This window comes from Shimia sp. R10_1, from assembly GCF_017744095.1.
Taxonomy (GTDB): domain Bacteria; phylum Pseudomonadota; class Alphaproteobacteria; order Rhodobacterales; family Rhodobacteraceae; genus Shimia.
The window spans coordinates 327,559-354,277 of record NZ_JAGHQX010000003.1 but is presented as its reverse complement, the minus strand read 5'-3'; the positions used below and the strand labels follow the sequence as shown (position 1 = coordinate 354,277).

Genomic DNA, 26,719 nt, shown 5'->3' with positions numbered 1-26,719 from the left:
ATTACGATCCCAAACCGTAAATTGGGTCAAATTTTACAGTCGATTAGCATGATCTCCATAGGTGCATGTGCATGATGGCCGCCTCTGTATATCCGGCCGCCCCTGCGGGTTTGGCCTTTAGCAAGGTGCGCGCAGCCATGGACGTCATCCTACATGTCGGGGCCCATCTCTCTGGGGTTTCCACACTCGCAAGCTATCTCAATCGCAACCGGCGGTCACTTCAGGCCAATGGTTTGGCGGTCTGGACAACAGAGCACACCCGCAAGGGCCTGTTTGACGGGGTCACATTGCGCTCCGGTCTGCACGGCGTGGAACGGCGCCGTGCGCGCGGGGCCGGACGGGTGCGTTTGCGGGCGGCGATGCTTGAGCGTGATAAGGTCAAGGATCTGATGGTGCTTGAGCCGGATATGCTGGGCAGCCTCACAAACAATCTCACTTCGGAGCGTTTGTATCCGGCGGCGGGGGAGCGTGTGGCCCGATTTGTGCATGCCTTTGGCGGTCGCGTGAAGCGGGTGATCATCGGCATGCGCGCATTGGAGGACTATTGGGGCGGCGCTTTGGCCCATGGTTTGCGTCAGGGCCATGCCCTGCCAGATGCCGCCAAGCTGGAACGGCTGGTCACCCAACCCCGCAGCTGGCGCAAGGTGGTGATGGATCTGGCCTGCGCCGCGCCTGACGCAGAGATTCTGGTGATCCCATATGAGCGTCTGGGCGCCCGCCCGGAAGTGGTTTTGGGCTACGCGGTGAGCGGGCGGTTTGAGGCGCCGACAAACTTTCGCCTGAATGGTCTGGCGCAGGTGCCCAAATTGCCAGAGCTGCGCGAGATTTTGCAAGATCGCCGCGAAACGCCTGACGCCTTGCCGAACGGGATGGGCCGCTGGCACCCGTTTGACGCGTTCAAGGTGGACATACTGAGAGAAATTTACGTCGAAGATCTGGCCTGGCTGCGTGCCGGGGCGGATGGTCTGGCGTATCTGATTGAAGACAGCACACCGGAGAGGGCTGGCCTGGCCAGTCGCTTTGGTTAGCAACAAGAAGTTGAGGATGACATCGATGACGGACACCAAGAAATGGGCCGAACTGGCAGAGAAAGAGCTGCGCGGCAAACCTCTGGACGACCTGACCTGGGAGACGCTGGAAGGCATTCGGGTCAAACCCCTCTACACGGCTGAGGATACGGCGGATCTGCCTCATACCGGCACGATGCCGGGGTTTGCGCCCTTTACGCGTGGCGTGAAGGCGACGATGTATGCGGGCCGCCCCTGGACGATCCGTCAGTACGCGGGCTTCTCCACCGCAGAAGAATCCAACGCGTTTTACCGTCGCAATCTGGCCGCGGGTCAGCAGGGTGTTTCGGTGGCCTTCGATTTGGCGACACATCGTGGCTATGACAGTGACCATGAGCGTGTTGTGGGGGACGTGGGCAAAGCCGGTGTGGCGATTGACTCTGTTGAAGACATGAAGGTGCTGTTTGACGGCATTCCGCTGGATCAGGTGTCGGTCTCCATGACCATGAACGGCGCTGTCATTCCAATTCTGGCCAACTTCATTGTGGCGGGCGAAGAGCAGGGGCACGACAAAGCGCTGCTGTCGGGCACCATTCAGAACGATGTTCTGAAAGAGTTTATGGTGCGCAACACCTATATCTATCCGCCAGAGCCGAGCATGCGGATCATCTCTGACATCATCGAGTTCACCTCCAATGAGATGCCGAAGTTCAACAGCATTTCGATTTCCGGCTATCACATGCAGGAAGCGGGCGCGAACCTTGTGCAGGAGCTGGCCTATACCATTGCGGACGGCAAGGAGTACGTGCAGGCCGCGATTGATGCGGGCATGGATGTGGACAAGTTTGCCGGGCGTTTGAGCTTCTTCTTTGCGATTGGCATGAACTTCTTCATGGAGATTGCCAAGCTGCGGGCGGCGCGCACGCTGTGGTTCCGCGTGATGACCGAATTTGGCGCGAAATCCGAGCGCTCCAAAATGCTGCGCACCCACTGTCAGACATCGGGTGTGAGCCTGCAGGAGCAGGACCCCTACAACAACGTGATCCGCACCGCCTATGAGGCGATGTCTGCGGTATTGGGTGGCACGCAGTCTCTGCACACCAATGCGCTGGATGAGGCAATTGCCCTGCCCACAGACTTCTCTGCCCGGATTGCGCGCAACACGCAGCTGGTATTGCAAGAAGAGACTGGCGTGACCAATGTGGTCGATCCGCTGGCGGGCTCTTACTACATTGAGAGCCTTACTGAGGAGCTGATCGAGAAGGCCTGGGCGATCATTCAAGAAGTCGAGCAGATGGGCGGCATGACCAAGGCTGTGGCCAGCGGCATGCCCAAGCTGCGCATCGAGGAAACTGCAGCCAAGCGTCAGGCGATGATTGACCGGGGCGAAGAGGTGATCGTTGGGGTCAACAAGTACCGCAAGGAGCAGGAAGACCCGATCGACATTCTGGACGTGGACAATGTGGCTGTGCGGGAAAGCCAGATTGCGCGTCTGAAGAAGATGCGTGCGGAGCGTGATGAGGCGGTCTGTCAGGCGGCACTGGCGGAAATCACACGGCGTGCCAAAGAAGGTGGCAACCTGCTTGAGGCGGCTGTGGAAGCGGCGCGTGCGCGGGCATCAGTTGGGGAAATCAGCATGGCAATGGAGAAAGAGTTTGGTCGTCACCGTGCCGAGGTGAAAACCCTCGCGGGTGTCTATGGAGCGGCCTATGAAGGTGACGAAGGCTTTGCGGCCATTCAGAAATCCATCGAAGACTTCGCCGAAGAAGAGGGTCGTCGCCCACGTCTTCTGGTGGTGAAAATGGGGCAGGATGGGCACGACCGTGGCGCCAAAGTGATCGCCACGGCTTTTGCCGACATCGGTTTTGACGTGGATGTGGGTCCTCTGTTCCAGACCCCGGCAGAAGCGGCGCAGGATGCGGTGGACAATGACGTGCATGTGGTTGGCATTTCCTCGCAAGCGGCCGGGCACAAGACGCTTGCGCCACAGTTGATTGAAGCGCTGAAGGAAAAAGATGCGGAAGACATTATTGTGATCTGCGGCGGCGTTATTCCGCAGCAGGATTATGACTTCCTCAAGAAAGCGGGCGTGAAGGCGATCTTTGGTCCCGGCACCAACATCCCTGAGGCGGCGCAGAACATTTTGCAGCTGATCCGGGATGCACGTGACTGAGGGATCCTGTCTGTTGGGGGCCAGCCCCCAAACCCCCGGGATATTTTGAGCAAGAGGAAGGGGCGCGGTTTCGCGTCCCTTTTTCGTTGTGGTTGGCGAGGCTTTGGGTTTTTGTGGCGCAAAACGGAGAGGATGCGCAATGCAGTTGGATCATTTGGCCGTGGCGGCAGAAAACCTCGCAGAGGCTGTGGCACATGTGGAAGAGGCGCTGGGCGTGGCCATGGGGCCGGGCGGAGAGCATGCGCATTTTGGCACGCACAATCAGCTGATTGGCCTGGCAGATGGGCTGTACCTGGAAGCGATTGCCGCCAATCCGGCGGCGGATGCGCTGCCTTATCCACGCTGGTTTGATCTGGATCGGCTGTCTGGTGGGGCGCGGCTGGGGAACTGGATTTGCCGGAGCGATGATCTTGAGGCTGAGCTGGCGGGCCTAGATGCGGATGCAGGCAAACCGATTGCTTTGGCGCGTGGGGATCTGCGCTGGCGGATGGCGGTGCCGGACAGCGGCGTGCTGCCGTTTGACAACCGCTTTCCAGCGCTCATTCAGTGGGATGTGGCGGTGACGCCTGCGGAATTATTGCCAGCCTCCGGTGTGGCGCTCACTCGACTGGAGGTGGCGCATCCGGAGGCAGCGGCACTGGAAGCTGCGGTTGGGCTGTCTGATGCGCGGGTCGTGTTTGTGGAAGGGCCTTCGGAGCTGCGCGCGACCTTTGACACGCCCCACGGCACGCGCGTGCTGCGATGAGGTTGCGCACAGCAGAGATCTCGGACGCAGAGGCCATTGCGGCCATTTGGAACCGTGAGATCCGCGATGGGGTGAGCACCTTCACAACAGTAGAGAAAACTACGGAGGCTGTGCGCGCGGCGCTGGAGCAGGCGGTGTTTCTGGTTGCGGTGCGGAACGGGCAGGTGGTGGGCTTTGCCACCTATGGGCCGTTTCGCGCGGGACCTGGCTATCTGCGCACGGTGGAGCACACCGTTTATCTTGCCGAAGCAGCGCGCGGGCAGGGCATGGGGCGTGCCCTGCTTGCTGCGCTTGAACTTGCAGCGAAAGCCGCTGGGCATCACGTGATGGTGGCCGGTGTCGGCGGTGAAAACACGGGCGGGATCGACTTTCACAAACGCATGGGATTTGAAGAGGTTGGGCGGCTGCCAGAGGTGGGGCGGAAGTTTGACCGTTGGATGGATTTGGTGCTTTTGCAAAAAATGCTGTGATGCAGCACTGGCAATTGGCGCAGGAGAGGATAGGTTAGGGGCATGTCTATTTGGTCCCGCATCAGCCAAGCTTTGTCTTCCCTCAGTCAGGGGGAGTCTCTCTCGGCTGTGTTTGAACAGCTACGTGCGCCGCCGGAGCGCTCTGTTGCCTTTACAATCGCGGTGATTGCGCTGGGTGCGAAGATGGCCAAGGCGGATGGATTGGTGACGCGTGATGAGGTCACAGCGTTCCGTGAGGTGTTTCAGATCGCGCCACAGGATGAGGCGCAGGCGGCGAAGGTGTTCAATATGGCGCGCCAGGACGTGGCGGGCTTTGAGGAATATGCGCTGCGCATAAAAGGCATGTTTGGTGCGTCGCGCGGCCGGCCGGCGGATTTGATGGAAGGGCTGTTTCACATTGCGGTGGCGGATGGGGAGTATCATCCCAATGAGGATGTGTTTCTGAGCCGTGTCGCCGAGATTCTTGACATGGATGAGCGCTGTTTCAAAGCGATGCGGGCGCGTTATGTGCCGGATGCAGAGCCAGATCCCTATCACGTGCTGGGCGTGGATCCGGAGATGCCGATTGCCGAGATCCGCAAAACCTGGCGGCAGCTTGTGCGTGAGACACATCCTGACAGCATGATTGCCCGGGGCGTGCCGGAAGAGGCCGTGAAAATCGCAGAAAAACGTATGATTGATATCAACCGCGCCTGGGATCAGATTAACGAGGCCGCCTGATGCGGATTGCCACGTATAATGTGGAGTGGTTCGCCAGTCTGTTTGACGACAACAATCACCTGTTGCGCGATCAGCGGGGATCGGGGCGCAAAGGCGTCAGCCGGGCTGCGCAGATAGACGCATTGGGCCATGTGTTTCGCACCTTGAATGCGGATGCGGTGATGATTGTGGAAGCGCCTGATCAGGGGCGGCGGCGCGATGCGGTGGCTGCGCTTGAGAATTTTGCCGGCGCGTTCGATCTGCGCGCGCACAAAGCGATCATGGGGTTTGAGAACACCACACAACAGGAAATCGCGCTGCTGTATGATCCGGCGGCACTGACGCCGCGACATGATCCGCGTGGCGCTGTGAGTGGCCCGGAGGGCGCGGTTGGAGCGCCCCGGTTTGACGGGGCGATGCGGATTGATCTGGATGTGGACGCCCGCGAGGATCTGGTGCGGTTTTCAAAGCCACCGCTGGAGCTTGCCCTGACCACAGCGCGCGGGCGCTCCCTGCGTATGATTGGTGCACATCTGAAATCCAAAGCGCCGCATGGGGCGCGCTCAGATGCGGATGTGATGCGAATTTCGATTGCCAATCGCCGCAAGCAGCTGGCGCAGGCGATCTGGCTCAGGCGGCGGATTGAGGCAGAGTTGGCCGCAGGCGAAGACGTGATTTTGCTGGGTGATCTGAATGATGGGCCGGGGCTGGATGCGTTTGAAGATCTGTTTGGGCGCTCCTCCGTTGAGATCATCATGGGCGTTGGCGGTGGGGCGGCGATGTTTGACCCGCACGCGCAGGCGGCTTTGCGCCACCCACTGGCGGCGCAGGCGAGCACGGCCCGGTTTCATATTGAGCGCGAGGGGCGCTATTTGTCGGCGCTGCTCGACTATGTCATGATCTCCGAAGGGTTGCGCGCGGCGCAACCGGAGTGGCGGATTTGGCATCCGTTTGACGATCACGCCTGTTGGCGGGATGCGAAATTGCGCGAGGCTTTGTTGGTTGCGTCAGACCACTTTCCGGTGGTGCTGGATATTGATCTTTGAGTGGATGCGAAAGGAGCGGTCATGAAAAAGGTGATTTTGGCGGTGGGTTTTGCCGGGGCTTTGGGCCTGTCTGGAGGCGCGGCTCTGGCGGAAGATGAGGCCGAGGGACGCAGCCTGATGGAAGAGGGCGCGCTTTTGTTTTTCAAAGGGTTGCAGGAAGAGATGGCGCCAGCGCTTGAGGGGTTGCAGTCGTTCATGGATGAAGCGGGCCCAAGCATTCAGGCCTTCATGCTGGAGATGGGGCCGAAGCTTGGCGAGGTGTTTTCGCAAGTGAAAGACTGGAGCCAGTATCATGCGCCTGAGATGCTGCCCAATGGCGATATTATCCTGCGCAAAAAGACGCCTCAGGAGCTGGAGCTTGAGGGGGACGACAGCGTGGACGACAATGCAATAGAGCTTTAGAGCCATTTCGTTTGGCTTGAATCGCCAGTGCGTGGCCTCTCCCATTCGGTTGAACACGAAACGCGCGGCCGCGATAACACACAAACTACTTTAGTCGCGCATCTTGACGGTGGGTTGCGCGCCGAGCGCGTTGCAAAGTGTATTGAAGCGGGATTCTGCCACTTCGCCATAAAGTGCGCCGGTGCTGGTGGGCAGACGCAGGTGGAGTTCCGCCTTTTTGGGGAAATACTTTAGGCTGCCCATATTCTCGCTGTCATTCTGCCAGAGCATGGCGCCAAAACGCATGGCTTTGCCGATCACCTCGGCCTGATGACGCTCTTTGTCGCTGAGCAAACGGGCCAGTTCTGCAAAACGCGTGCCTTCCGCTTTGTTGCGGTAGCGGTGCAGCAGGGACAGGCCAAGGAACACACGCTCGCTGTGTTTGAGACCACCGAGATTGGCGCGTGTGGTGCTGTCAAACACGGTTTCGGCGCGGTAGTCTGGATGCGCGCGCCAGCTGACGTCATGCAGCAGGCAGGCGGCTTTGATCAGGCGGTGCTGTTCGGGCTTGGCTGCGTTGAACAAGGGCTGAATGAAGCGATAGAGCGCCTTGCCAAAGCCGGGGATGCGCGCATCTTTGGCTTCCATGAAGCGGCAGGCTTCGATCAGCGGATCGCGCTCGCGGATGCGTTCAGGCATCTGCTCATAGAGCACGCCTTCGCGGATGCCATAAGAGCTGATGGCGATGTCATGGGGTTTGAAGCGGCGCAGCACGCCTTTCAGCACTTCAATCGCCAGAGGCACCAGATCCATCCGAGAACTGGAAACGCCGCAGCGGGCGCGCAGGGCATCTGGGTCTTGTGACTGGATGAACTTCGCGGTTTCGCGCACCGAGGTGGCGGTCATTCGGTATTCATGCAGCACTTTCAGCGGGTAGTTCTGCCGCTCCATGTCGATGCGGGCGATGGCGCGCCAGCTGCCGCCCACCAAAAATAGGCGATTTCGCTGGTTGCCCATCTGGGCATAGAGCTGATCAAGCGTTTCATTGATGAAGGCACGGCGACCTTTTTTGCCGCCTTTGACATCGCGCAGTTTGAGCGGGCCAAGCGGCGAGGTCACGCGGCGGCCAACCTGACCGTCGTTGATTTCCGCAAGCTCCATGGAGGCGCCGCCAATGTCACAGATCAGTCCATAGGCGCCGGGCCAGCCGGTGAGCACGCCCTGTGCGGACAGTCGGGCCTCTTCTGCGCCATCTATCACATGAATCGGCACGCCGGTCTGCGCCAGCACTTCGGCGCAGAAATCGGGGCCATCGCTGGCTTCGCGCACAGCGGCAGTGGCGACGGCGGTGAGGCCGGAGACTTCCATGGTGCGCGCGATCTGGGCAAAGCGGGCAATCGCAGCCAATGCCCGTTCGCGCCCTTTGGGGTTCAGTAGGCCGGTTTCAGCGATGCCTGCGCCCAGAGCACACATGATTTTTTCATTGTAAAAATACGCGGGGCTGCGGGCTGCGCCATCAAACACCACCATGCGCACGGAGTTTGAGCCGACATCGACAACCCCAACACGAGACAGCGCACGGGCACCGGGATCCTCAAAAATAGGGCGTTCAAACAGGGTGTTGTCCTGTTTTGGGTCGTTAGGCATCGGTGTCTGGTCCCGCCGAAAAGAGTCGCGTGTTGCTACACATCACTGTGCGCCACGCGACACTTCTGGGTCAATCATGCGGTGAGGTCAATCATCCGTATGGGTTAGTTTGGGCACATCAGATGCGCCTGCGGAACCGCGGCCCGACAGGGAAGGGTTTTCCATAAAGAAGCGGTGACAATTGAAGGCAAATTCGCCCTCAGGTAGCGGCTGGCGTTCAAAGCTGCCATCGGGTTTCATGACCCAGCTTTGGGCCACATCCGCGAGATTGGCGGCCAACACCTGACTCATGATTTGCGCTTTCACCGTGGCGTTTTTGACCTCCACCAGTGTTTCCACGCGGCGTTTGAGGTTGCGGCCCATCCAGTCGGCGGAGGACATGAAAACCCGCGCTTTTTTGTTGGGCAGTTCCTGACCATTGGCAAAACACATGACGCGAGAGTGCTCCAGAAAACGGCCCACGACAGATTTCACGCGGATGTTGTCTGAAAGCCCTTCGATGCCGGGGCGCAGGCAACAGATGCCGCGCACCACAAGCGAGATTTTCACACCTGCTTGAGATGCCGCGTAGAGTGCATCAATCACTTCGGCTTCCACAAGGGAGTTCATCTTCGCCCAGATCGCGGCAGGTTTGCCGGCACGGGCGTTTTCTGCCTCTGTACCGATCATTTCCAGCAGGCGGGGCTTCAGGCTGATTGGGGAGATCGCCAGATTGTCGAGGGTTTCCGGCTCCACATAGCCGGACAGGTAGTTGAACACCTTGTTCGCATCCCGCCCCAGATCCGCATCGCAGGTGAAAAGGCTGACATCGGTGTATATTTTGGCCGTGATCGGGTGATAGTTTCCGGTGCCGTAGTGGGTGTAGGTGACCAGCTTTTCCCCTTCGCGGCGCACCACGGTTGAGATCTTGGCGTGGGTTTTGAGATCGAGAAAGCCGTAAACCACATGGGCGCCCGCGCGCTCCAGCCTGCGAGACTGACGGATGTTGGCGGCCTCATCAAACCGGGCTTTGAGCTCCACCAGCGCAGTGACGGATTTACCATCCTCTGCGGCTTCACACAGTGCGCTGACGATGGGCGAGTTTTTGGAGGTGCGGTAAAGCGTCTGTTTGATCGCGACCACATTGGGATCATGGGCCGCCTGCTGCAGGAAGCGTACCACCATATCAAAGGTTTCATAGGGGTGGTGCAGCAGCATATCTTTCTGGCGGATGGCTGCAAACATATCGCCGTCAAAGTCCTGCACACGTTCAGGCACGCGCGGGGTAAACGAGGGCCAAAGCAGATCCGGGCGTTCATCCAGCACCAGTTCCTTCAGGTCCGCAAGGCCAATCATGCCCGTGATATCAACCACTTCGTCGCCACGCACTTCAAGCTCATGCATGATGAGTTTTTTGAGTGCGGCGGGGGCGTCTGCGGTGATTTTGAGACGCACAACTTCGCCACGGCGGCGACGTTTCAGGGCAACTTCAAATTCGCGCACCAGATCCTCGGCCTCGTCTTCGACCTCAAGATCGCTGTCACGCAGCACGCGAAAGGCGCAGTGGCCTTTGACTTTGTAGCCCGGAAACACGCTGTCCAGATGCAGGATCAGCAGTTCCTCCAGAGGGAGCGCACGTACGGTATTGCCTTCGGAGGGCAGAAACACAAAGCGGTCAATCTGATGCGGGATTGGCAGGAGCGCCTGCAGGGGACGTTTGTTTTTCTTGCGCTCAAGTTGCAGGGCCAACACGAAGCCGGTGTTGGGAATAAAGGGGAAGGGGTGCGCCGGGTCGATGGCGAGCGGCGACAACACTGGAAAGACGCGGTTCATGAACACATCGGCGAGGAAGGCTTGATCCGCCTCCGACAGGGCCTCGCGGTTCAGAATGTGGATGTTCTCGCCTTCGAGTGCGCCGCGCAATTCGTTGAACATGCGCTGCTGTTCTTGCAGCAGATTGCGGGCGTCTTCGTTGATGAGGACAAGCTGTTCAGCTGGGGAATGCCCATCTTGGGCGGGGGTTGTGTTCCCCTCGCGCACCAGTTCACGCAGGCCCGCAACACGGACGGTGTAGAACTCGTCCAGATTGGTGGCAGAGATCGACAGGAAGCGCAGGCGTTCAAGGAGCGGCACGCGCGGGTTCTCGCTTTCCTCTAGCACACGCCAGTTGAAGCCGAGCCAGCTCAGCTCGCGATTGTAAAAGCGATCAGCCCCGGAAATGTCCAGATCCGGCATTGCAGTGGCGGCGGGGAAGTCGGATTTCAGAAAGTCAGCTTGGGTCATGCAGCCCTCATGCCATTGGCAGGTAACGAGAAGATGACTGTAGGGTGGATTTTGTGGAGGGTCCAGCGTGTGGGGCTGGCTCAGCTGTTCACGCGGAACAATTGTCTTGACGGATGTAAAGAATTTGGATCTCTCCGTTTTACAATGGTCGTGTGCCTTGTCAGGCGTCGAGGCAGAACTGTGGAGCCTTTTGAGGTAAATGCGTTTTGATTGAGGTTAGAACAGCGTGCCCAGAAGATTTTCAGGCCCTTGCGCACTTAGGGCTTGAGGCTTGGAAGCGCGGAATTGGTCCTTTGGTAGCGCCGTCAGTTGTGGCCAAAATGGAAAGAGCCAATCCGTTTTTGAGTTTCCTTGAAGATCAGAATTGCAACATCTTGGTCGCGGTTATAGCGGGCGTGCCTATTGGGTTTGCGGCATGTGAAGGCCGTGACAACCATATCAGCGATGTCTGGGTCTCTCCTGGCTTTGAGGGGCGCGGTTGCGCGACGGCATTGATTGGAGCACTTACCACCAGAATTTTCGACCGCGGGTATGAGGATGCAACGATTGAAGTAGCCGCTGATAATACGCGTGCGCATCGGTTGTATCTTCATTTGGGATTTGTCGAAGAGTGGCGTGGTATGCGTCGTGACCCTCTGTTAGGGGCAGAGCTTGTCAAAGTCCGGATGCGGACGCGTCTCTCTCCCTGAGGAGGCGGGTCTGGTCCGCTGTATGAGATGCTTACTTCGCGTGATCGCGATCGTATTCCATGCGGTGCTGGCGCACCTCGGGCATTTGCTCATGAGACCAGAACACAAGAGGTTTGAGCAGGTCGAGCAATGCGCGCCCTTGAGGGGTTAGTGCGTAGGACACAGCCACCGGAGGACCGGGATCAACCTCGCGGGTGATGTAGCCATCACGCTGTAGGCCACGCAGATTTTCTGTCAGCACGCTTTGGGTGATGTCACCAATACAGCGTTTGAGGCTGCCAAACCGCTTGGGTTCATCCTCCAGCGCCATGATGATGATCATGCGCCATTTGCCGGTCACATTGGAGAGCACTGAGCGAATTGAGCAGTTTGAGGCTTCTGCTTTGTTGGCAACACCGATTGGCAGCATGGTAGGCCTTGGTATCATTTCGAAACTGAATGGTAAAATATCTGAGCTTTGCGTTGAGCGCAATTAATCTTTGCAAACATGGTATTGTTTACCGTACCAGGTCAGTTCAAGGTGCGTAATTGAGATATGGTATGATTTTGATACCAGGGGTGAGGCACAACGAATCAAAGGATTAGATCATGTCTCCCAAAGAACTTGTTCTCGCACTTTTTACTGCCGCTTTTGCGGATCACGACCCAGAGGCTGCCCGTGCATTGGTCACGCCAAACTACATTCAACACAATCCGCAGGTGCCAACCGGGGCCGAGGGCTTGATGGCGCTTGTGCCGCTTGTGGCGCAGTCTGGCATGTCGGTCACAACCCATCGTGTTATCTCTGAAGGGGATTTGGTGGTCCTGCACAGCACCTTTGAAAATGCGGATGCTTTTGGCGCGCCAAGTCTTGCGGCTTTTGATGTTTTTCGCGTCGAGGATGGCAAAGTTGCGGAGCATTGGGACAATCTGCAACCCATTCCTGCGACCACCGCTTCGGGGCGGGGCATGACAGATGGCCCAACAGAAATTACGGATCTGGATAGCACGGAAGAGAACAAGGCGCTGGTGCTTGGCTTTGTGCGGGATGTATTGGGCGGCGCTGCGCCGGAAAAGGCACCGCTGTATTCAGAGGTCTACATGCAGCACAATCCGCAGCTTAAAGATGGGATTGATGGGCTGATCGCAGGCACCAAAGCCTGGGCCGATCAAGGGTATGTCATCACCAAGTTTGAGCCGCAGATCGTGGTTGCAGAGGGCAATTTCGTTTTTGTCGCCTCAGATGCAACGGTGAGCGATCAGCCATGGGCCTTCTTTGATCTGTGGCGGGTTGAAGATGGCAAGATTGTCGAGCACTGGGATGTTGTCTCGCCGACCCCGGCGCAAATGGTGCATGACAACGGCAAGTTCTAAGGCGGGAGTTTCTTGGCGGGCCAAGGCAAACTGGCCCGTCTTTGCCATTTGTCTTTTCTCAGCTTTGGGACGTTTCAATCCTGCTCAAGCACCCGCTTCGCCAGTACTTTGGTGATGGGGCGTTTTTCGCTCAATGACAGTTGATCCACGGCCTCGACCACGCGGGCGACCCCGGCGAAGGAGCGGTCCATGTGTTTGGCAATGTAGCTGAGCACATCAGGGGTGGGCATCAGCTGGCGGTCGCCGAACTGTTTCGCCATCACGGCCATCAAGAGCATGTCGTCAGGCTGATCGAGCGTGGCTACGGTGGTGCCCTGCATGCGGCTGAGCAGATCGGGCAGGGTGAGGCCCCACTGTAGCGGTGCGCCGACGCCTGAGAGCAACAACGTGTGACCTTCGGCCAGTGTCAGGTTGTGGAGATGAAACAGGGCCGTTTGGGCCGCTGGATCATCTGCAATCAGGTGCACGTCTTCTACTGCAATGGGTGCCTTCGCGAGCGTAGGCACGCTGTCTTTGGTGAGGCTAATGGCTGGCACGATTTGTGCGTCTGCCAGGGCAGCCCACACATGGGTGAGATGGGTTTTGCCGGAACCAACAGGCCCAGACAGCACCAGTTTTCCCCCGACCCAATTGGGCCAGAGGTCAACAAGACCCAGCGCCATAGCGTTGGCGGGGCTTACAAAGAAATCATCACGCCCAAGCGCTGCCCGGACGGGCAGATCAAAGTTCAGCTGTTCAGCCATTGGTTTTATTCAGCGTCCTGTGCGCTTTCGTTCGGTGAAGCGCTGTGCCCGTAGTACATTTTGGACGACATGTATTGGCCTGTGGCGAAACGTGCAAGCACACCGATGGCCGCCGCGACCGGAACGGCGATCAACATCCCCACAAATCCGAAGAGTGCGCCAAACACAGACAGGGCCAGCAGCAGCCAAACGGGGTGCAGCCCCACAGATTTGCCCACCAGTTTTGGTGTCAGGATATTGCCTTCGACCATTTGCCCAATGGCAAAGACAATGCCGACGAGCCCGACCTGAAGCCAATCCCCCCAGAACTGGAAGAGCGCAAGGCCGATGGCCAATGCGCCACCAATCAAAGCACCGAGGTACGGAATGAAGGTCACAAGACCGGCAATGAAGCCCACAACCAGACCAAATTGGAGGCCAACCACCATCAGGGCCACGGCATAATACGTGCCAAGGATCAGGCAGACCGTGCCCATGCCGCGAACAAAAGAGGCGAGGGTTTTGTCGATGTCGCTGGCCAAGCGGCGCACAATCGGGGCGTGATCGCGCGGCAGCAGCTTGTCCACCTCGGCGACCATTCGGTCCCAATCAAGCAGAAGATAGAAGGCGACCACCGGGGCGATCACCAAAAGTGTGATCACATTGAGCAGTGAGGCTGCCGAGCTGAGCGCGGTTTGCAGAAACTCGCCGCCGCGTTCCTTGAGCAGACCGCTGATCTGCTGCAGCGTCTGGTGCATGATTGAATCGGGTTGTTGCAGGCTCGGGAAATTGGAGGCAACAAAGGCACGCACCTGCGCTGAGAATTGCGGCAAGGTTTCCACCAATGCAATCGTTTGTTGAATGAGTGTTGGCACCACGGCCAGAACCATGACAGCGAAAACCAGAACGCCCAGCAAGGTGATCAGGGCTGTGGCGGCCACGCGGGAAAACCCGCTGCGCTCCAGTCGGTCGGCAACAGGATCCAGAAAATAGGCGATGGCCCCGCCCAGAACAAACGGCAACAACACATGTCCGAGTGCCCAAAACATCAGGGCAAACACAACTATGAAGATACCCCAGAACTGAAATTGTTTCTTGGCAGGAAGCGCCATGGACCGCGTGCTCCGTTAATATAGGTTTGCACCAGTCATCGCCGAAGCTGCCAAAGGTTGCAAGCTTAAGTCACAAACGCGCGGGCGTGGCCCGTTGAGGTCGGCGTCTTTGGCTAAGTGCATCCTGTTGCGCAGGACTGCAGCACCTCAAGCAAATCTACCCGTTTGAGGGGTTTGCCTAAGCAGTGATCAAACCCCGCGTCGAGATAGCTTTGCACCTGATCAGGAAACACATTTGCTGTCACGGCAACCAGTTTGGTGTCGCGCTTTGACAGGCTTGTGGAGCCATTGCAGCGCAGTGCGCGGGCGATCTGGTCTCCGCTGAAGTCGGGCATCTGAATGTCGATGAACAACATGTCAAAACGTGTGTCATGTGCCTGTTGCAGGGTCTGCGCACCGTTTGACGCTGTTTTGACCGTTGCGCCCATGTTTTCCAGCATTTTGCTGAGAACGAGGCGGTTGACACTGCTGTCATCCGCAACCAGCACGGTTTTGCCTTCGAAGGCGGTGTGTAGCACATCTGGGGAGATTTGGGCGCTTTGTTGCTGTGTTGCTTGCACCATTGGCAGCGTCACTTTGAACGTTGTGCCGACGCCCACCGCGCTTGAGACCGAAATGGTTCCCCCCATCAAATCAACAAGGTTTTTCACAATGGCAAGGCCAAGGCCGGTGCCGCCTTTGGTGCGCGCTACGGAGGCTGTGGCCTGCGTAAAGGGTTGAAACAGGCGGTTCAGATGCGCCTCTTCCATGCCGGCGCCAGTATCAGACACTTCGAGCGTGATGTCTGTGGGGGTGTTCACCAGTTTGATGCTGACAGCGCCCTGTTCGGTAAATTTGATCGCGTTGCTGACCAGATTGCCAAGGACTTGGCGATAGCGAAACTCATCGCCGAGCCGCAATGCTGTGCTGTCTTTAGCGGCGCAGTCGCATTTCAGAGCGATTGATTTTGCGTCCGCGCTGGCCCGGAACAAGGAAACCACCGACGCCGTTGCATCATGGGCGGAGAAGGGCAGAAGCTCCAGCGTCAGCTCACCTGCGTCAATTTTGCTGAGGTCTAGGGAGTCATTGAGGATGCGCAGCAAGCCCATTGAAGAGGTTTCAATGGATGTCAGCAGCTCAGAGCAGTCGCTGTTTTGCGGCAGCGTATCCGCATATTCGGTCATCAAATCAACGGAGCCGATGATCCCATTGAGAGGCGTGCGAATTTCATGCGCCATATGGGCGAGGAATGTTTCGCGCGCTTGCGCGGCGCGTTGTGCACTCGCTTCGGCCTCCTGCGCGTCAGCCACGGCAGACTTTAGGGCGATTTGTTCATCCACGCACAACGCGATCTGAGACAGGGTGCGCTGATCGTCCGGGCTCCAGGTCCGCGGTGTTTTATCGGCGGCGCAGAGGGCGCCAATGGGCGTGCCATCGGGCAGGTGAATCGGCATTCCGAGATAGGCAATCATCCCAAGATCGTCGATGGCGCCATTGTGCTTAAGCACGGGGTGTTCACGGGCATCACTGACCGCCAATGGAGCGTTGGTGGCCCGAACATATTGACAGAACGAATGGCTGAGTGGGGTTTGACGCGCCTCTGCCACCTCAGCAGACAGGCCAAAGTGGCTTTTGAAATACTGGCGATCTTCGCTGGGCTGCACGATGCTGACCAGCGCAACCGGTACATTGAGTACCCGGCTGGCCAGGGAGCTGAGATTGTCAAATGTCTGCTCTGACTCTGCATCTACAAGGCCAAGCGCCTGTAGCGTGCGATCATCAGCCGGCGACATATTAAAGGCCGGATTCACAGGTTTGTTCATCTTTAAAGCTCGTGCTTTCGCTAGTCATATGTGGGCGGTTGCCCCAGGGCCAAAAAATCAGAAAGGGCGTTGCGGATCATTCTGTGACCGCCGCTTTCGCCCACACCTCAGAAACGGCAATCTGCCTTAGATATCTAATGCGTTTCGAGTTAATCCAAGGTGAATTTTGATAACTAAAGCGTCATATTTGATGCAAATTGGAGGCATTGAGCAACGGTCCGCCGTTTGATGACTTGCTTCGGCCATTTTGCGCCTGTGTCACCTTTGATGTCCGTTTACCGGTGTTCTGGCTTGGCGCAGGGCTGCGCAGCTTGTGGCAGCTGTGAGGTGTTTCGGTGTTTGTGACAATTGCCAGCTGGGTGGAGCGGCGCGGCTTGCCTCAGGTCGCCGATTGGGCTAGCCCATGGCGAACGCTGACTTTGGCGGGCCTGTCATTCTGAACAGGCCGCCCTATTGGAGAAAACTGCAGATGCGCCTGTCCCGCTATTTCCTGCCTGTGTTGAAAGAAACGCCGTCTGAAGCCCAGATTGTGAGCCACCGCCTGATGTTGCGCGCTGGTATGATCAAGCAATCCAGCGCCGGGATTTATTCCTGGCTGCCGCTGGGCTTCAAAGTGCTGCGCAAGATTGAAAATATCGTGCATGAAGAGCAGGTGCGCGCGGGCCATATCCCGATGCAGATGCCAACGCTGCAGTCCGCCGATTTGTGGAAAGAGAGCGGGCGCTATGATGCATACGGCGAAGAGATGCTGCGCATCAAAGACCGCCACGACCGCGACATGCTCTATACGCCAACTGCAGAAGAACTGATCACAGATATCTTCCGCTCTAATGTGAGCTCTTACAAAGATCTGCCGCTGACCATGTATCAGATCCAGTGGAAATTCCGTGATGAAATTCGCCCGCGTTTCGGCGTGATGCGGGGCCGCGAATTCTACATGAAAGACGGCTATAACTTTGACCTGACCAAAGAAGACGCGCTGCACGCCTATAACCGTCATCTGGTGAGCTATCTGCGCACCTATGAGCGTATGGGGCTTCAGGCGATCCCGATGCGTGCGGATGGTGGCCCGATTGGCGGCGACTACACCCATGAATTCCTCGTGCTGGCAGAAACCGGTGAGTCTGAGGTCTTCTATGACAGCGCGGTGACCGATCTGACCTTTGGTGATCGTGAGATCGACTATGACAGCGTTGCGCAGTGTCAGGGCGTGCTGGAGGAGTTTACCTCCAAGTATGCCCGCACGGACGAGACTCATGATGAGGCGCTGTTCAACGAAATCCCGGAAGAGCGCCGCCGTGTGGCGCGCGGCATCGAAGTGGGGCAGATCTTCTACTTTGGCACCAAGTATTCTGATGCGCTGAACGCGCAGGTTCAGACCGCTGAGGGAGAGAAAGTCTCTGTACATATGGGCAGCCATGGCATTGGTGTGAGCCGCCTGCTGGGCGCGATCATTGAGGCGAGCCATGACGACAAAGGCATCATCTGGCCTGAAGGTGTAACCCCGTTCCATGCGGGCATCGTGAACCTCAAGCAGGGCGACGAAGAGGCCGATGCCGCCTGTGAAGCGCTTGAAAAGGCGTTGATCGCTGCAGGTCTTGAGCCGCTTTATGATGACCGGAAAGAGCGTGCGGGCGGCAAGTTTGCCACGATGGATCTGATCGGACTGCCTTGGCGCATCACTGTGGGGCCACGTGGCCTTAAAAATGGAGTGGTCGAGCTGACCAGCCGCCGCACTGGAGAGAGCGAAGAACTGTCGCCAGAAGCGGCGGTGGCCAAGCTGATTGAGATTTACGCGGACCACCGTGTGGTTGGGCTGTAAGCTTTGATAAAGTGTGCGCCTTCCGGCGCGCCCTGTGTTGAAAACCCCCGCCTTTGTGCGGGGGTTTTTATTTGCCTCCGGCGGGGATATTTGCCGCAAAAGGAAGCCGCGCTGCATGTGCCGTACCGTTGCAGGATGTTGCCTAAGGGCGTGCGGTGCTGGGTTGACCCTTTGCAGGGGGGCTCATAGGGTCGCGCTCAACCAGAACCTGGAGCAGACATGGCAGGCACAACAGCCCCTTTTTCCCGATTTGAGTGGATGATTGCGTGGCGCTATCTGCGTGCACGGCGCGCCGAAGGCGGCGTGAGCGTGATGACATGGATCAGCCTGATTGGCATCACGCTGGCGGTGTTTGCGCTGATCGCAACGCTTTCGGTGCGGGCAGGGTTTCGCGCGGAATTTGTCGATACAATTCTGGGGGCCAATGCCCACGTAACTATCTATCAACGTGGCGAAATCTCAGAGACAGGTCAGATAGATCGCACCATTCGTGATTTCGACGCGATGGCTGAGCGTATACAGGCGGTGCCTGGTGTGACGCGCGCCGCGCCGCTGGTGAAGGGCCAAGTCATGGCCAACAAGCGTAGCCGAAACGCGGGCGTTGAGGTCTTTGGCATGCGGGCTGAGGATCTCGCGGAATTGCCGCGGATTGCCGATCCCGCAACCAGCGAAGGCGACTTGGCGCGGTATGGTGAGGGGATTGCGATTGGTTCTGGCGTGGCGCGGGAGCTTGGGGTGTTGGTTGGCGACAAGATCAAGATTATCTCCCCCAACGGTGTCAAAACCGCCTTCGGTACGTCGCCGCGGGTGAGCAGCTATGAGGTGGTTTATATCTTTTCGGCTGGGCGCTATGACATTGATCGCACACGGGTCTATCTGCCGTTTGAAGAAGCGCAGCTGTTTTTTGAACGGGACGGCGTGGCCGATGAGATTGAGGTGATGGTCGCGGATCCGGAGGATGTGGACGCGATTGCGGTGCCGCTGTTGCAAGCTGGCGGAGACAGGGCACTGATCTGGACCTGGCAGCAAGCTTCAGGTGGGTTCCTTAACGCATTGGAAGTTGAGGACAATGTGATGTTTGTCATCCTGTCCGTTCTGGTGCTGATAGCCACGATGAACATTGTCTCTGGCCTTGTGATGCTGGTGAAAAACAAAGGGCGCGACATTGGCATTCTGCGCACCATGGGGTTGACGGAAGGCTCTGTTCTAAGGGTGTTTTTCATCTGTGGGGCTTTCACCGGGGTGATTGGCACGGCGATGGGCGTGGCGCTTGGATGCTTGTTCGCGATTTATATCGACCCAATTTTTTCTTTTGTGAACATACTCTTGGGTGGAGAAGCCTGGGATCCGTCGATCCGCAATATCTACCACCTGCCAGCGCGGTTGCAGGTGGAGGACGTGATAAGCGCGGTGAGCCTGTCACTGGGACTTTCGTTTATTGTCACGATTTTTCCGGCGCGGCGTGCGGCCCGGATGAACCCGGTGGAGGCGCTGCGCTATGAATGAAATTGTTCTAAGGCTGAATAGCGTAGAAAAGTTTTATAACAAGAGCTTGGCCAGCGAAATTCACGTGGTTCGCGGCGCGGATCTGAGCCTGACCGCAGGCGAGATGGTGGCTTTGGTGGCCCCCTCTGGCGCCGGTAAATCAACGCTGCTGCATATGGCAGGGCTGCTTGATGCGCCGGACGCGGGGACGGTGGAAATTGGTGGCCAGCAATTGTCCGGAAAGTCGGATCGACAGCGTACAAAGGCGCGGCGGCAGGACATTGGATTTGTTTATCAGTTTCACCATTTGTTGCCGGAATTCAGTGCCTTAGAGAATATTGCCCTGCCGCAGATGGCCAATGGCGTGGGCAAGGCAGAGGCTTTGGCGCAGGGGCGGGAGCTTCTGGAGATTGTCGGTGTGGCGCACCGGGCGGATCACCGGCCAGCCGAGCTCTCTGGTGGGGAGCAGCAACGGGTGGCGTTTTGTCGAGCTTTGGCCAATAAGCCACGGATTTTATTGGCAGATGAGCCGACGGGCAACCTTGATCCTAAAACCAGTGATCAGGTGTTTGACGCGCTGATGACCCTGGTGCGGGAGACCGGGCTGGCGGCTTTGGTTGCGACGCACAATATGGAGCTGGCGGCGCGGATGGACCGGGTGGTGCGGCTGGAAAACGGGCTGTTGGTGGACGGCTGAAGGCCGCTGTTGCCTAAGAGGTTAATGGGGCAGATTTGCCCTGTTTGAAACGTCGGTATTGCGTCGGTAACGCGGCTGTATTGCGTCGGTTCAATATCTTGGGGCAGGGGCGTTTGTGAACGCAAGGGGCGTTGCGTCGCATGCTGGCCTTAGCCCCAGAACAAGCCGAAGGCGCTGGGGCAGCGCCCGACCGTCCGCAGGGCGGGCGCTTAGGCGACGGGGCGCGGCAACTTGATGAAACCGGATGTGTTTGGTCGGCATAAACGGGCAGGTTGCCCGCTGAGTGCGCCCACCCCCGGTCGGGCTTTGCGCAGGCGCGCGGCTACACGCTCATTGCCAGCACGCGGCTGATTTGGGTGAGGCTGCGGCCGGATTGCTCCATCCAGATGTTGAAGACTTCCTGCACTTTCTTCATCGCGCCTTTGGAGGTGGGCTGTTTGTCCACCACGCCTTCGGCGATCAGGCGGGCGACCACATCGCGGGACAGGATGAAGCTGTCTTTGCCCAAGAAGCGCAGCGCATATTGACCGGTGTTGCCGCCGATGCGGGAGCCGCCCCTTTTCATAAATTCGAGCAGGCCGATATAGTCGGTCGCGGCCCAGCCGCCGAGCACCACGCCCGCGCCGCCCTCTGCGCGCAGGGATTGCAGGAAGTGGGCGTTTTCGATCACGGTGCGGATTTTGGGACCGTTGCGCACGATGTCTGTGTTGGACATCAGGCGGTCCATATCTTCGTCGTGCAGAAAGGCGCAGCGGTCCACATCAAAGCCATGGAAAGCGGCCTCAAAGCCCTCCCATTTGTTCTCGATGACCTGCCAGTTAAAGCCTGCTTGAAACACGCCTTTGGTGAATTGGGCAAGCCAGCGGTCTTCGGGGATTTGCGCAAGGTCCTCGGCGGATTTGGGTTTGGTCAGTTGGGCTTCAAGCGCAGCGGAGCCGCCTTTGCGGTCGGCGGCGATGGCGAAGATCTCGTCGAAGGGGCGCATGGGTTGGGTCCTTTGGGTGGCGTTGATCTTCAGAGCATTGTTGCGATTTTTTGGGCGCGCGCCAGAGATTTACCTGTGCAGTTTCTCAAGTGGTTTGATCAGAATTGCACGGGGTCAATTGCTGAGCTGCCGCGCCCGCCCGGTTGGGGGCGGTTCGGGCGCTGCCAAAGCGCAGCTTTGGCATAGGAATGGCTTTGCGGCGGGGATGGGTGGCGAAGAGTTCGACGAAGGGGCGCATGGAGTTTTCACAAGCGGAACTTTATAGCTTGCAGCGTTCACGTAGAGCGGCGTCTCTCTGGCCTATCATTGCCCCATAAACCATTTTATCCAAACATTCCGGATTGTAGTTTTCCCGCATGTACTTTGCATCCAGTATCACGATCTTCTTTCTTTGAACGTAAAAAGGGAGCACGTGCCGCCTAAGGTGTATACCAACGCCGCTTTTTTCAATGCTGTTGCCCGGTGCGCTGTCTGCGATATCGTCGGGGTCGAGGCCAAGCTGCTGTGCAAGTTCGAAAGTGTGAATGTCCGCGAAGCCTTCAAGCAGGATCACCCAGATATCGACATCGTGAAAATCGGTTGGTTCGTCGAAAGACAGATACCCATTGGGATCTGAGAGCGGTCTGGTGAACAATGGTGGGGTCGAAAAGAACCCTTGGTTTTGCCAGAAGACAAATTTTGAGGGGTTTATGCGTTTCTCGATGTTTGCGATTTTTGGAGAGGCAAGCGAGAGGCTATAGAAGGCAAACAGCAAAGCGAGAAAAAGGATGTATAGGCCTAAACCGTAGGCGATCCATTTTGCGGCTTTCTTCATGCAGCTGTCTTTCTTCGAATTTCTACCAGAAGCGTTGTCGCCTCAAAGTTGCGCTGAAATCAAGTGTGTTGAACCGTTGGCTATGTGAGTAGATTTTGTCGGGACATTAGCAGCATAAATGCTGCCGCGCACGAACCGAGGGGCAGGAAGCGAAGCGCCCGCCCCGTGGGGGCGGTTCGGGCGCTGCCAGATTTTTGATTTGGCTTAGGGGGGCATTCGAACGAGGCTGATCAATAACCTCTTACGTTGTGCTTTCGCCCCCCACCTTTACCTCGCTTTAACTCAAAAATCCTTAGGTGGCCTTGCAGCCCTCCGAACCCACCACTAAGACTCTCTTGGTAGGGTCCGACGGTCGGGCCGAAGCGATCAACAGGCAGGCGATATGAAAGACCCTTTTGAGACTTATATGAACACCCTTGTGCCCATGGTTGTGGAACAGACCAGCCGTGGTGAGCGCGCCTATGATATTTTCTCGCGCCTGTTAAAAGAGCGCATTATTTTCCTTAACGGTCCGGTGCATGACGGCATGTCGAGCCTGATCGTTGCGCAGCTGCTGCACCTTGAGGCGGAAAACCCCTCCAAAGAGATCAGCATGTACATCAACAGCCCCGGCGGCGTGGTGACTTCCGGTCTGTCGATCTATGACACCATGCAGTACATCAAGCCGAAGGTGAGCACGCTGGTGATTGGTCAGGCGGCCTCCATGGGCTCCTTGTTGCTGACCGCAGGTGAAGCGGGCATGCGTTTCTCTCTGCCGAACTCGCGCGTGATGGTGCACCAGCCATCTGGCGGCTATCAGGGCCAGGCGACGGACATCATGATCCACGCCGAAGAAACCCTGAAGCTGAAGAAACGCCTCAATGAAATTTACGTGAAGCACACCGGCCGCACCTATGAAGAGGTGGAGCAGGGGCTTGAGCGTGACAACTTCATGAGCCCGGAAGAGGCCAAAGAGTGGGGTTTGATCGACGAGATTGTCGAAAACCGCGCCAAAGGCGACGACGAAGAGAAATAAATCAGCTGCCCGGTGAGGCATGAACTTCACCGGGCACTTTCGCATTGTACCCGCTTTCTGCCTGCCCTAAGCTGGCTGGAGCGGTGGCCTCAGGAACTGAGGCCGTAGTTTTGGGCCTGAAAGGGAAGACATGTCGAACACATCCGGTGGTGACAGCAAGAATACTCTTTACTGCAGCTTTTGTGGCAAGAGTCAGCACGAGGTGCGCAAACTGATTGCGGGGCCAACCGTTTTCATTTGTGACGAATGTGTCGAACTTTGCATGGACATCATCCGCGAAGAGACAAAAGCCAGTGGGCTGAAGTCTTCTGAAGGGGTGCCAACGCCGCGCGAGATTTGCGACGTGCTGGACGATTATGTGATCGGTCAGGCGGTTGCCAAACGGGTGCTGTCTGTGGCGGTGCACAACCACTACAAACGCCTCAACCACGCTCAGAAGGGTGGCGATATTGAGCTGGCGAAATCCAACATCCTGCTGATCGGCCCGACCGGCTGCGGTAAGACGCTGTTGGCGCAGACGCTGGCGCGCATTCTGGATGTGCCGTTCACCATGGCGGATGCGACCACGCTGACCGAGGCTGGCTATGTCGGTGAAGATGTTGAGAACATCATCCTGAAGCTGTTGCAGGCGTCAGAATATAATGTGGAGCGCGCGCAGCGTGGCATCGTCTACATTGACGAGGTCGACAAGATCACGCGCAAATCCGAGAACCCGTCGATCACACGTGACGTGTCTGGCGAAGGTGTGCAGCAGGCGCTGCTGAAGCTGATGGAAGGTACTGTTGCCTCTGTGCCGCCACAGGGTGGCCGCAAGCATCCGCAGCAGGAGTTCCTGCAGGTGGACACCACCAACATTTTGTTCATCTGCGGCGGGGCCTTTGCTGGTCTGGACCGCATCATTGCGCAGCGTGGCAAAGGCTCTGCGATGGGTTTTGGCGCGGATGTGCGTGACAATGACGAGCGCGGCGTGGGTGAGATCTTCCAGGATCTGGAGCCGGAAGATCTGCTGAAATTTGGTCTGATCCCGGAATTTGTTGGCCGTCTGCCGGTTCTGGCGACGCTGGAAGATCTGGATGAAGACGCGCTGGTGATCATTCTGACACAGCCCAAGAACGCGCTGGTGAAACAGTATCAGCGTCTGTTTGAGCTGGAAGATGTGCAGCTGACTTTCACCGATGAGGCGCTGAAAGCAATTGCGCGCCGCGCGATTGAGCGCAAGACCGGTGCCCGTGGCCTGCGTTCCATCCTCGAAGAGATCCTGCTCGACACGATGTTTGAGCTGCCGGGTCAGGAGAGCGTGACCGAGGTTGTGGTGAACGAAGAAGCCGCAACCACCCAGGCCGCGCCGCTGATGATCCACGGCGAGAGCGAGAAAGAGCCAGCGACGGCGGGCTGAGCAATTCTGCAATAGGTTTTGAAAGGGCGCTCCGGTTGGGGCGCCTTTTTTGTTTTGGGTTGAGCGGTGATGGGATTGTGGACTTTCCAGACGCTGGGTTCGAAAGCTCGGTGACTGCACGCAGTCCAAAGCGGTCCTTGGCAAAGGTAATAGCGAAAGACTTCTGTGAGCCCATTTTACCGAATGCTGCGCCGCGCATGAAGGTCTGGTTACTATAGTGCTCTGTTCATCATGAATATGCCAAGTCCTCCAAACAAAGTGCCAAAGAGCGCTTCACTGGTCCTTTGAAATTGCTGATAAAGACCTCGTGCGCGGCCTGTGGAGAACAACCAGCCATATGTTCCATAGATTGCAAAGATGATGATTGCCGACCCTGTTGTGAACATCAAAAGAAGTGGCCAATCGGTGATCGCAGGCCCGACGAACGTAGAAAGTGATGCCCAAAGTAGAGCAACCTTGGGGTTAGACGATGTGACCGTCAAGCCATGTAAAAAGTCCTGCCACACCCCGCGCCCCTTGATGGGCGCGATCTGTCCGCCTTTTCCGGTTAGCGCAGCACGCCATCCTTTGAAACCAAGCCACAGGAGATATGCTCCACCGAATAGGCCCATGATGCGCAGAAGGGCCGGATAAGCCTCAAATAAAGTTCCAAGCCCTACGGCTGTTAGAAATGACCATAGAAACGCGCCACAGGCTAAGCCCGCCGCAACAATCAGTGCAGAGTTTCTGCCCGAACCAAGGCCACGCGATGCAACAGCAACGAGGTTTGGGCCGGGCGAAATCGCCGCCGTGGCGAGGGCGGCCCACGCTGTCAAAATAAGTGAAATCATGAGTGGGCCTTTTTGCTGTCTTTTGGGGCTTGCGCGCGATCAAACATGCCGTAATCGCGGATGACGCTCGCGATGCGCAGCCGATAGTCGTCGAATACGCCGCTTCTCCCTTTCGTCTGCGCCCTGCGATGCGCGCTCAAATTGCGCCAGCGTGCAATCGCGTCCTCGTCTTTGAAAAACGACAAGGAGAGTACCTTGCGCGGATCGGTAAGGCTCTGAAACCGTTCGACCGAGATGAACCCCTCGATCTCATTCAGCATCGGTCTCATCTCGGCGGCGATATCGAGATAATCGCCCTTGCGGCCCTCTGCTGGTTCGACCTCGAAAATCACCGCGATCATGCGCCACCTCCATGCGGGGCTGACGCGAGCTTGAGCCATGTCCGATCCTCGCGGAGCAGAAATTTCTCTTTCTGGGCAAACTCATAGTTCTCACGGCCCAACGGGTCCGCCGACAGTCGCGCCCGATAGGCTTCATAGTCCGCAAGGTTTTCCACATTATAGATGCCGTAAGCCAGCGTCGATGACCCTTCATGGGGCGCGTAATAGCCGATCAGGTCCGCGCCACAGCGCGGAATCGCCTGGCCCCAGTTGCGGGAATATTCTTCAAACAGGGCTTTCTTGGTCGGGTCGATCTGGTAGCGAATGATGCAGGTCAACATAGCGGAATCCTTTTAGTGTGTTTTCTCCGGTCTACCGAATTGCGATGATCGAATGCTTCGATTAGGCTCGAACTATGAAAGAAGGTCCTGATATTGCACATGTCGCGGCGCTGATCGGCGATCCCGCGCGTGCTAACATGCTGACTGCGCTCATGAGCGGGAAGGCCCTGACCGTGAGCGAATTGGCGGAGGAAGCGGGCGTTACTATCCAGACAGCAAGCTCCCACCTGTCCAAGCTCGATGACGGCGGTCTGTTGCGTCCTCGCAAACAGGGGCGGCACAAGTATTTTTCTCTCGCCAACGACGAAGTTGCGCATGTTCTGGAAGGCTTGATGGGTTTGGCCGCGGGATCAGGACATCTGCGCAAGCGTACCGGGCCGAAGGATGCTGAATTGCGACGGGCACGCGTCTGCTACAATCATCTTGCGGGTGATATGGGCACACAGATGTTCGACAGCCTGATAGCGCAGGGCCATCTGATCCTCGACGGCGAGGATCTAAATCTAACGCGTTCCGGCCAAGCCTTTGTGACAGAACTCGGAATTGATCTGACGGAATTACGTAAAAATAAATCACCGCTTTGCCGAGAATGTTTGGATTGGAGCGAGCGCAGGTCGCATCTGGCGGGTAGTCTTGGCCGCGCGTTCCTTAGCCGGTTTGAAGACCTGTCGTGGGCCAAACGCGATCAGAAAACGCGCGTGATTTCGTTCTCGACAAATGGAGCTAAAGAATTTGAGCGACTGTTTTCTGTTGGTTAAGCTTCTCTAAAACAGGAAACCTGACATTGGCGCACCCGCAGCGAAAGCTCACTTTGTCCGCGTTGTTACCGCCTGTATCTGACTTTGCAAAGCCCGTTTCCTGCGCATCGCCGTCGTTGGAGCGTAGTGCCGTATCGGTTAAATGGCG

Annotated in this window: 26 protein-coding genes; 15 read left to right on the top strand and 11 right to left on the bottom strand. The window is 57.5% G+C overall.

Annotated elements, in window-relative coordinates; all coding sequences use genetic code 11:
* The first annotated feature begins 71 nt into the window (after positions 1 to 71).
* From J7413_RS08620 to J7413_RS08590, 7 genes are all read left to right on the top strand, one after another.
* Positions 72 to 1,028 (top strand): hypothetical protein, encoded by a 957-nt coding sequence (locus tag J7413_RS08620; RefSeq protein ID WP_209097662.1) that lies wholly within the window; start codon positions 72 to 74, stop codon positions 1,026 to 1,028.
* A 16-nt stretch (positions 1,029 to 1,044) separates the two neighbouring features.
* The gene (gene scpA, locus J7413_RS08615; RefSeq protein ID WP_209097661.1) at positions 1,045 to 3,180 is read left to right on the top strand and encodes a methylmalonyl-CoA mutase; all 2,136 of its coding nucleotides are present in this window, start codon (positions 1,045 to 1,047) and stop codon (positions 3,178 to 3,180) included.
* 139 nt (positions 3,181 to 3,319) lie between these two features.
* Complete coding sequence (locus J7413_RS08610; RefSeq protein ID WP_209097660.1) at positions 3,320 to 3,925, top strand: VOC family protein; 606 nt, start codon at positions 3,320 to 3,322, stop codon at positions 3,923 to 3,925.
* Complete coding sequence (locus tag J7413_RS08605) at positions 3,922 to 4,395, top strand: GNAT family N-acetyltransferase (RefSeq protein WP_209097659.1); 474 nt, start codon at positions 3,922 to 3,924, stop codon at positions 4,393 to 4,395. Before J7413_RS08610 ends, J7413_RS08605 begins: the two co-directional genes overlap by 4 nt.
* Before the next feature lie 42 nt (positions 4,396 to 4,437).
* Positions 4,438 to 5,115, top strand: a complete 678-nt coding sequence (locus J7413_RS08600; RefSeq protein WP_209097658.1) for a molecular chaperone DjiA — start codon at positions 4,438 to 4,440, stop codon at positions 5,113 to 5,115.
* Positions 5,115 to 6,140 carry an endonuclease/exonuclease/phosphatase family protein gene (locus tag J7413_RS08595; RefSeq protein ID WP_209097657.1) on the top strand — a complete coding sequence of 342 codons (1,026 nt, stop codon included), beginning with the start codon at positions 5,115 to 5,117 and terminating at the stop codon, positions 6,138 to 6,140. Before J7413_RS08600 ends, J7413_RS08595 begins: the two co-directional genes overlap by 1 nt.
* Positions 6,141 to 6,161: 21 nt before the next feature.
* Positions 6,162 to 6,542 carry a hypothetical protein gene (locus tag J7413_RS08590; protein WP_209097656.1) on the top strand — a complete coding sequence of 127 codons (381 nt, stop codon included), beginning with the start codon at positions 6,162 to 6,164 and terminating at the stop codon, positions 6,540 to 6,542.
* 90 nt (positions 6,543 to 6,632) lie between these two features.
* On the opposite strand, the gene J7413_RS08585 is transcribed toward J7413_RS08590, so the two are convergent.
* Complete coding sequence (locus J7413_RS08585) at positions 6,633 to 8,168, bottom strand: Ppx/GppA family phosphatase (protein WP_209097655.1); 1,536 nt, start codon at positions 8,166 to 8,168, stop codon at positions 6,633 to 6,635.
* An 87-nt stretch (positions 8,169 to 8,255) separates the two neighbouring features.
* Positions 8,256 to 10,430, bottom strand: a complete 2,175-nt coding sequence (locus tag J7413_RS08580) for an RNA degradosome polyphosphate kinase (RefSeq protein ID WP_209097654.1) — start codon at positions 10,428 to 10,430, stop codon at positions 8,256 to 8,258.
* Between the two features lie 206 nt (positions 10,431 to 10,636).
* Here J7413_RS08580 and J7413_RS08575 point away from each other — a divergent pair, with 206 nt between their 5' ends.
* The gene (locus J7413_RS08575; RefSeq protein WP_209097653.1) at positions 10,637 to 11,119 is read left to right on the top strand and encodes an N-acetyltransferase; all 483 of its coding nucleotides are present in this window, start codon (positions 10,637 to 10,639) and stop codon (positions 11,117 to 11,119) included.
* Positions 11,120 to 11,150: 31 nt separating this feature from the next.
* On the opposite strand, the gene J7413_RS08570 is transcribed toward J7413_RS08575, so the two are convergent.
* Positions 11,151 to 11,546, bottom strand: coding sequence for a helix-turn-helix domain-containing protein (locus tag J7413_RS08570; protein WP_247743403.1), 396 nt, complete (start codon positions 11,544 to 11,546; stop codon positions 11,151 to 11,153).
* A 161-nt stretch (positions 11,547 to 11,707) separates the two neighbouring features.
* On the opposite strand from J7413_RS08570, the gene J7413_RS08565 reads away from it, so the two are divergent.
* Positions 11,708 to 12,472: a nuclear transport factor 2 family protein gene (locus J7413_RS08565; protein WP_209097652.1), complete on the top strand. Its 765-nt coding sequence runs from the start codon at positions 11,708 to 11,710 to the stop codon at positions 12,470 to 12,472.
* Between the two features lie 74 nt (positions 12,473 to 12,546).
* Here the strand turns inward: J7413_RS08565 and J7413_RS08560 are convergent, their stop codons facing one another.
* The 3 genes from J7413_RS08560 to J7413_RS08550 all read right to left on the bottom strand — a co-directional run bounded on the left by J7413_RS08560 (position 12,547) and on the right by J7413_RS08550 (position 16,108).
* Positions 12,547 to 13,215, bottom strand: coding sequence for a DnaA/Hda family protein (locus J7413_RS08560; protein ID WP_209097651.1), 669 nt, complete (start codon positions 13,213 to 13,215; stop codon positions 12,547 to 12,549).
* 5 nt (positions 13,216 to 13,220) lie between these two features.
* Positions 13,221 to 14,306: an AI-2E family transporter gene (locus J7413_RS08555; RefSeq protein WP_209097650.1), complete on the bottom strand. Its 1,086-nt coding sequence runs from the start codon at positions 14,304 to 14,306 to the stop codon at positions 13,221 to 13,223.
* Positions 14,307 to 14,419: 113 nt separating this feature from the next.
* The gene (locus tag J7413_RS08550) at positions 14,420 to 16,108 is read right to left on the bottom strand and encodes an ATP-binding protein (RefSeq protein WP_209097649.1); all 1,689 of its coding nucleotides are present in this window, start codon (positions 16,106 to 16,108) and stop codon (positions 14,420 to 14,422) included.
* A gap of 469 nt (positions 16,109 to 16,577) precedes the next feature.
* Between J7413_RS08550 and proS the strand changes: the two genes are divergently transcribed.
* The 3 genes from proS to J7413_RS08535 all read left to right on the top strand — a co-directional run bounded on the left by proS (position 16,578) and on the right by J7413_RS08535 (position 20,112).
* Positions 16,578 to 17,930 carry a proline--tRNA ligase gene (gene proS, locus J7413_RS08545; protein WP_209097729.1) on the top strand — a complete coding sequence of 451 codons (1,353 nt, stop codon included), beginning with the start codon at positions 16,578 to 16,580 and terminating at the stop codon, positions 17,928 to 17,930.
* A gap of 219 nt (positions 17,931 to 18,149) precedes the next feature.
* A complete protein-coding gene (locus tag J7413_RS08540) occupies positions 18,150 to 19,436 on the top strand; it encodes a lipoprotein-releasing ABC transporter permease subunit (protein WP_209097648.1) in 1,287 nt (428 codons plus the stop codon).
* The gene (locus J7413_RS08535; protein WP_209097647.1) at positions 19,429 to 20,112 is read left to right on the top strand and encodes an ABC transporter ATP-binding protein; all 684 of its coding nucleotides are present in this window, start codon (positions 19,429 to 19,431) and stop codon (positions 20,110 to 20,112) included. The genes J7413_RS08540 and J7413_RS08535 overlap by 8 nt, the downstream gene beginning before the upstream one ends.
* Before the next feature lie 322 nt (positions 20,113 to 20,434).
* Here the strand turns inward: J7413_RS08535 and J7413_RS08530 are convergent, their stop codons facing one another.
* Both J7413_RS08530 and J7413_RS08525 read right to left on the bottom strand, forming a co-directional pair.
* The gene (locus tag J7413_RS08530) at positions 20,435 to 21,097 is read right to left on the bottom strand and encodes a DNA-3-methyladenine glycosylase I (protein WP_209097646.1); all 663 of its coding nucleotides are present in this window, start codon (positions 21,095 to 21,097) and stop codon (positions 20,435 to 20,437) included.
* Positions 21,098 to 21,356: 259 nt separating this feature from the next.
* On the bottom strand, positions 21,357 to 21,911 hold the full coding sequence (locus J7413_RS08525; protein ID WP_209097645.1) for a hypothetical protein: 555 nt from the start codon (positions 21,909 to 21,911) through the stop codon (positions 21,357 to 21,359).
* A 382-nt stretch (positions 21,912 to 22,293) separates the two neighbouring features.
* Between J7413_RS08525 and J7413_RS08520 the strand changes: the two genes are divergently transcribed.
* Together J7413_RS08520 and clpX are read left to right on the top strand one after the other, a co-directional pair.
* Positions 22,294 to 22,926, top strand: a complete 633-nt coding sequence (locus J7413_RS08520) for an ATP-dependent Clp protease proteolytic subunit (RefSeq protein WP_209097644.1) — start codon at positions 22,294 to 22,296, stop codon at positions 22,924 to 22,926.
* Between the two features lie 130 nt (positions 22,927 to 23,056).
* Positions 23,057 to 24,322: an ATP-dependent Clp protease ATP-binding subunit ClpX gene (gene clpX, locus J7413_RS08515; protein WP_209097643.1), complete on the top strand. Its 1,266-nt coding sequence runs from the start codon at positions 23,057 to 23,059 to the stop codon at positions 24,320 to 24,322.
* Positions 24,323 to 24,534: 212 nt separating this feature from the next.
* Here the strand turns inward: clpX and J7413_RS08510 are convergent, their stop codons facing one another.
* Genes J7413_RS08510 through J7413_RS08500 form a run of 3 tightly spaced genes read right to left on the bottom strand, consistent with a single transcriptional unit; the run spans position 24,535 to position 25,813 of the window.
* Positions 24,535 to 25,152: a LysE family translocator gene (locus J7413_RS08510; RefSeq protein WP_209097642.1), complete on the bottom strand. Its 618-nt coding sequence runs from the start codon at positions 25,150 to 25,152 to the stop codon at positions 24,535 to 24,537.
* Positions 25,149 to 25,493: an antibiotic biosynthesis monooxygenase gene (locus tag J7413_RS08505; protein WP_209097641.1), complete on the bottom strand. Its 345-nt coding sequence runs from the start codon at positions 25,491 to 25,493 to the stop codon at positions 25,149 to 25,151. Before J7413_RS08505 ends, J7413_RS08510 begins: the two co-directional genes overlap by 4 nt.
* The gene (locus J7413_RS08500) at positions 25,490 to 25,813 is read right to left on the bottom strand and encodes an NIPSNAP family protein (RefSeq protein ID WP_209097640.1); all 324 of its coding nucleotides are present in this window, start codon (positions 25,811 to 25,813) and stop codon (positions 25,490 to 25,492) included. The genes J7413_RS08505 and J7413_RS08500 overlap by 4 nt, the downstream gene beginning before the upstream one ends.
* Before the next feature lie 74 nt (positions 25,814 to 25,887).
* Here J7413_RS08500 and J7413_RS08495 point away from each other — a divergent pair, with 74 nt between their 5' ends.
* Positions 25,888 to 26,571, top strand: coding sequence for a winged helix-turn-helix domain-containing protein (locus tag J7413_RS08495; RefSeq protein ID WP_209097639.1), 684 nt, complete (start codon positions 25,888 to 25,890; stop codon positions 26,569 to 26,571).
* Positions 26,572 to 26,719: the final 148 nt, after the last annotated feature.